Origin of the sequence: uncultured Parabacteroides sp. (assembly GCF_902493135.1) — a bacterium.
Classification (GTDB): Bacteria; Bacteroidota; Bacteroidia; order Bacteroidales; family Tannerellaceae; genus Parabacteroides.
This window is the reverse complement of the sequence record NZ_CABUOD010000033.1, coordinates 46,069-52,160: the sequence shown is the minus strand read 5'-3', so window position 1 is coordinate 52,160 and position 6,092 is coordinate 46,069. Positions and strand designations below refer to the sequence as shown.

The window sequence follows — 6,092 nt, the reverse complement described above, 5'->3', positions numbered from 1 at the left end:
GGCCTAAGATGTTGCTGATGACCACCTTCTTGCCGGCAGCGTTAGCGATGGTTACTTGGCCTTCGCCTGCGATAACGGCTACTTCAGATACCTCCACGCCTTCGTTTGCGGTAGGAGCTTCTACAGAAGTCAATTTGATCAACTGGCTGCCTGTTTTAGCAGAAGTCAAGCAAAGAACATCGTTGTAAGTAGCCAGATAACCGGCTGCATTTTCTACGATATATTCACCGTCAGTATTTGTGTACTGGATTTTGAACTGGAACTGGTCGATACCAGGTTGTTTGCCCTTGTAACCTACGCTATCTTCCTTAGTAAATTCTTCATTCTGATAGTTTACCAACAGAGAATCGCTTGTAGCAAAGCGTTTTGCAGGAACAAATGCCAGACGGATCAGACCGTTTGCAGCTTTGTAGCCTTCTACATCAATAGAGTCAGACATCACACGCAAGAAGTTTCCTTCCAATACAGAAGTTCCTTCTTCTGCTTTAGCACCAGACAAGATGAAGTAAGAAGGTTCAATTGCATGAATTTTAGCAGTATCGATAAACAGAGCGAAATCAGCTTTTTCGTAAGCAGCTTTCAATTCGCCCTCTTTGCGGAACATACCGAAACCTTCTGCATCAGCAGCCAACATATCGCCACGCAGGTTTTCGATGTTGTAGTGGCCCTTAGCATCCAATACATATTCAGGAGCCGGTTCAACCAGGATATCGAATGCGTTGTTAGCAACAGCAGAACCCACTTTAACAGGTCTTACGGCACCGGACTTGATGTCGATGATCAATTCTTTGGAATCAGCCAAAGCAGCAACAGAGTCGATCAGAGAATAAGTATTTGCACCTACGTTTCTGAACAGGAACTTAACAGGTTCAGCCGTTTCAGACAACTTATAGCCAGTCTTGGCATCGTTGTAAGCAATGAACTTCTTACCTTCTCTATCAGAGATGTAATAAGCGCTTCTTACCAATGTATCAGCACCAAAGCCTTTTTCAATTGCAGGAACAGGAGACAGTTTGAAATATACGCTTTCATCAGATGCTTTCAATACAGAGTCAGCCGTATTGACATAAGTCGTGATGTCGTTATAATCTGTGAAGCTGATAGAGTAAGCATTATTACGATAATCTTCTTCTTCCAGGTTCAGGTAACCCAGATATTTGTCGTTTGCCTGAGCAGGAACTTTGATAAATGACAATGTATCTGCACTTCCAACAGCAACTACATCGCCTTCACCAGTGTAGAAAATAGAACCATTAGTTGCATCAACGCCTGTTAATGTAGCACCAGTTTCACGGTTTTTCACTGTATAATAACCTGTCGCAATTTCTTTTACTGTCCACTGTGTAGCCGGCAGATAGTAAGCAGAGTCGGCATACTGTGCATCTCCATAGAAGCTATTTCCGTAGAACTTGCCGTTAGCCACGTTGGCAGCCTTGTTGGCACGCTGGATATAATAGCTTGCGCCATCTTCGAAAGAAGCAACGCCACCGCCCGGCGTGATATCGCCGAAAGTGTATTTAGCAGTTTTAGAAACTTCTGCAACAGGAACTACTGTAAGTTCTTTTGCTGTAGAGAATTGTTTGATAGCTAGAACTTTACCTGTAGCAGCATTTGTAGCAATCGTTACAGTTGCAGAATCAGACCAGCTTGCAGGATCAGCTGCTTTAGCCAATGTAAACTTCGGATAGATGGAAACAGAGTCAGCTGCATAATCGTAAGCAATGCCGAAAGCATAAGACTGCATAACGGCTTTAGGAGCGGCAACAATGTCATTACCGTCTTTCGTCAGGGTATCCAATTTCAGTTTGAAATAGTCACCACCGGCATATTTAGCAGTATCTACACGCAAATACAAAGCACGACCTTGGGCGTCTTTTGCTTTGGCACGAAGGACATCAATGGTTGTAGCAGTTGAAGATGTACCAGCAACAGTGCTACTATTTGCAGTTTCATACGCTTTTACCGTTAACTGAACATATTCAAACTCATTAGCAGCCAAAACATTTGTTCCGGAAGACTCCAAGCCTGTAAATTTGAAGCTTGTGAACTTTTTCGGAGCGATAACGTTTGCTAAAGTTCCAGGAGTTGAACCTTGTGTTGCTGTCAAAGCCATTGTATAATCAGGTATAAAAGGCTGAACAGTCAAACCATCATTGGCACCACTTACATTCAATACGATTTTCGTACCGGCAGCAACTGTTACTTTCTTATCTGCTGTAATAGCACCAGTAATAGCAGCATTGGCTGTTGTTGCAGAAATAATACCGGAAATAGTCTTATCAGCAGTAATCACAGTCGTATTATCCCAAGCACCAACAACAACTGAACCTTTAAATTTAACCAGCTGCAAAGATTTAGTACCTTTGTTGTCTAAATCCAGCTCATCCAGCGTTACAGTTCCTGCACCACCTGCTGCACCTTTTTCTTCATACTTTTCATTCAAAGTAATAACCTGACGGAACTCATAATGTTCCCCCTTCGTCAAATCCAGACCTTGAGTAGATTTCAGGATCGTTGCAGCAACAGCATCCGCAGGATTATTAGCAGCCGGTACACCAGCAATCCATTCAAACGCATTGACAGAACCATCAGCTAATAATGTTCCTGTGTACTTGTTCTCAAATGTCCAATGGCTCAATGCGCCTGTAGCCGGATTTTTAACCTCAACCACTTTCCATAAAGCACGGTCTGTAGCTTCAGAAGTTGTCAAGTCAGCATCGTCTACCACAGCCAAAGAATCCACGATGACTTTGCCTTTCAGATAAGTCAGATACTCAACACCACCTGTAATACCAGCTTTCGTCCCTTTCAAATAATAATATTCGCCCAGAACAAATGTAGCAGCAGCGCCAGTGTTACTGTCTCCGCCTTTCGCCACAGTACCAGCCCCCAGCAGGGCGGTAGCACTTGCAGACAAACTACCGGCTACCAGAGCGGCAGCCAAAAGAGTAGAAAATCTCTTGTTCATAATCATTAAAAATTAATTGTTAATAAAATAGTGTTTAAAAATCCAACAACTAATTTTACGAAGGGGAAAAACAACTCCCCGCGAATGATTATGAACGGGCATAAAAAAACGCGGGTCAATTGTCTATTATCAAACATGAGGCATCTGGAAAAGCCCGCTTAGCAATAATAGAACAAAAGCCCGCGCCTTATACGATATAACAATCCTCCCATAAAAATGGTAGACAAAATTATACGTAACCAGCGCAAGCATTTACTGTCCATTATTCCGCTAAACTCAAAAATTTTCCAGATTTTCATGTTAGGAATAATCTCCGTAAAATGCTTACAATATGTAATTGACCCCGCGCCCTGTGAGCCGCCGCCCACTACGGAATCGTTGCAAAGGTAAATAGGTTTTCCGAATCGACAAGAAAAAACACTCGTAATTTTCCAAAATATGTAGGTTACAGGACAAAACAATATCCTTTGGACAACATATTCACCTGGTTTAGGGATAAAATACAAGTACCTGATATACTTTGAATGAAGTAAAAAAACGGATCCCAAGACAGCGTGTTGATTAATATTGATAATCAACCTATTACAGTTTCCCTCTGAAGGGAACGGAAATTTCCCTTGCAGGGAACCAGAGTTTCCTATGCTGGAAACGCAAGTTTCCTCGGTAGGAAACGGGAGTTTCCCAGTAAGGAAACTTCATGAAAGTAAAAGGGCAATGGTTAGAAAGACCTAAGCGGACGGGCGTCAAGCGAAGGACGTAGACGAAGCGGCAGGAGCCTGCACTGTTTGGGCGAAGCGAGTTTCGCAGACGAGAGCGGAGTCTTTGTCCGATAAAAGAGGCGGAAGGTATCTATATATAGATAATTATTGCTATTTTTGCAGATAAGTAGCAACAAATAAATAATAATGGAACAAGCGGAGCATACTACAAACAGCGACATCTTGCTGCTTTTGGCAAAGCGGTTGAAGGATTACAGGCTGGCCGCACGCATGAGCCAAAAGGAACTGGCGGAAAAGTCAGGCGTGAGTCAGGCGACTATCAGCCATTTCGAGCAAGGCGTGAACCGAAACCTGACATTGGGAAACTTTATCTCCCTGCTGCGTGTCCTCGGACTGGAGCAACGTATCGGGGAGGTTATGCCTGAACTGCCGATGCCGCCTATGGCACTCCGGAAAATCGAGAAACTGATACCTAAAAGAGTACGGAGGAGCAAATTATGATTGAGAGCATGGATGGCAAGGTATAAAGGGACAGCACATGCGGTTTCCCACCCGAAAGTCCGGTATTATATAGATACGCTTCCCGCTGCTTTTGGAACAATACCGGCTACCCGTTTCAATCTGAGGTGGTGATACAAGTGTGACACAGGAGTGATACATGAATCCGGCATGTATCACTCCTTGTACATCCTATTTATCAACGCCTATAAAGCAAAGTGTGATAGAGTGACAGAGAATCCTGCAAAACCGTAAAGGGAAGCCTATCGTCTTTAATACCGTTCCAGGCTGAATATTCCGTGCTAATCCGCACGCGGATTGTGCGGATTAGCACCCTGTTCCCATAACTTGATTTCCCTATTCACATCAGTACCAAGCTTTTACAAGAATGGCATATTATTTGCTTCATTCTTGTCATGAAACACACGATATACATAGCGATACTCCTTCTGTTCCCCTTCCAGCTCCGGGCGCAGAAAACACTTACGCTGACATTGAGCGAAGCGATCGAAATGGCGCGTCGCAATTCTCCTGAAGCGATTGCCGCCCGTCACGCCTTCAGGGCTTCTTACTGGAACTGGCGCTCGTTCCGGGCAAAACAGCTACCGAGCCTGACACTCACATCCGATCCGAGCCTGAACCGTTCCATCCAGTCGGTCACATTGGAAGACGGCAGCGACAAATTCGTGCACCGGAACCAGCTCTCGGTCGATGCCGGACTTGAAATCCAACAGAACATTGCCCTTACAGGTGGCAAGGTCTTATTGAAAACCGGACTTGAAAGGCTGGATATGTTCACCGACAATGTCTCGTCCTACAAGAGTACTCCGGTCGTCGTAGGATACGAACAAGACTTATTCGGCTTCAACGACCTCAAATGGGAACGCCGCATCGAACCGATCAAATACGAAGAGGCCAAAAAGAGCTACGTCGAGACGCTCGAACTGGTTGCCGCCTATACGACCAACCGCTTCTTCAACCTGGCAACGGCGCAGACCTCGCTGGAAATCGCAAACTATAATTTCGCATACGCCGACACGCTTTACCGGTATGCGCAAGGACGTTACAATATCGGAACGATCACCGAAAACGAAATGCTCCAACTGGAACTCAACAAACTGACCGAACAGACAAACCGCCTCAACGCACAAATCGAGGTCGACGATTATATCCAGTCGCTCCGCAGCTATCTGGGTATTTCCGAGAATATCACCCTGGTCGTGATTCCCGACGACAGCATCCCTCACTTCACGGTCGATGTAAACGAAGCCATGCAACTCGCTTTCCAGAACAACCCCGATATCAGCGCTTTCGAACGCCGCCGGCTGCAAAGTGAAAGCAACGTCGCCGAGGCAAAGGCCAACCGGGGTTTTAAAGCCGCCTTATACGCACAGTTCGGTCTGACGCAAAGCAACGAAAAGCTGAAAGAGTCCTACCGCGACCCGATGGACCAGCAATTGGTGACATTGGGCATCCGCATACCGATACTGGACTGGGGCGTAGGAAAAGGCCGGGTGAAAGTGGCCAAAAGCAACCGCGACAAGGTCTACACCGAACTGGAGCAGGAACGGATGGACTTCGAACTGAACGTAGCGAAGATCGTCAAACAGTTCAACATTCAGGCCGGAAAAGTCGCCATAGCCTATAAAACAGACCAAACGGCCCAACGCCGTAACGATGTGGCACGCAGGCTTTACCTGTTGGGCAAATCGACGATTCTCGACCTCAATGCCGCCATAGCCGAAAAAGACAACTCCCGACGTGCTTACATCGCGGCTTTATATAATTATTGGAATCTCTATTACGGCCTCCGCAGCCTGACCGGTTACGATTTCGAGAAGCTGATCCCGATCACGGAAGACTACGAACTCCTTTTAAACAATTGACAATTCATAAATTATAAATCA

3 protein-coding genes are annotated in these 6,092 nt (G+C 45.4%); 2 read left to right on the top strand and 1 reads right to left on the bottom strand.

Features of this window, described 5'->3' with window-relative positions; translation table 11 throughout:
- On the bottom strand, positions 1 to 2,968 hold a 2,968-nt coding region (locus RDN79_RS14125; RefSeq protein WP_308573243.1), incomplete at its 3' end, for a DUF6383 domain-containing protein.
- 905 nt (positions 2,969 to 3,873) lie between these two features.
- Between RDN79_RS14125 and RDN79_RS14120 the strand changes: the two genes are divergently transcribed.
- Both RDN79_RS14120 and RDN79_RS14115 read left to right on the top strand, forming a co-directional pair.
- On the top strand, positions 3,874 to 4,188 hold the full coding sequence (locus tag RDN79_RS14120) for a helix-turn-helix domain-containing protein (protein WP_298551263.1): 315 nt from the start codon (positions 3,874 to 3,876) through the stop codon (positions 4,186 to 4,188).
- Between the two features lie 413 nt (positions 4,189 to 4,601).
- A complete protein-coding gene (locus tag RDN79_RS14115; protein WP_298551265.1) occupies positions 4,602 to 6,071 on the top strand; it encodes a TolC family protein in 1,470 nt (489 codons plus the stop codon).
- Positions 6,072 to 6,092: the final 21 nt, after the last annotated feature.

Coding starts and splice junctions, on each gene's coding strand:
- RDN79_RS14115 (WP_298551265.1), top strand. CDS start 4,602: ATGAAACACACGATATACATAGCGATACTCCTTCTGTTCCCCTTCCAG.
- RDN79_RS14120 (WP_298551263.1), top strand. CDS start 3,874: ATGGAACAAGCGGAGCATACTACAAACAGCGACATCTTGCTGCTTTTG.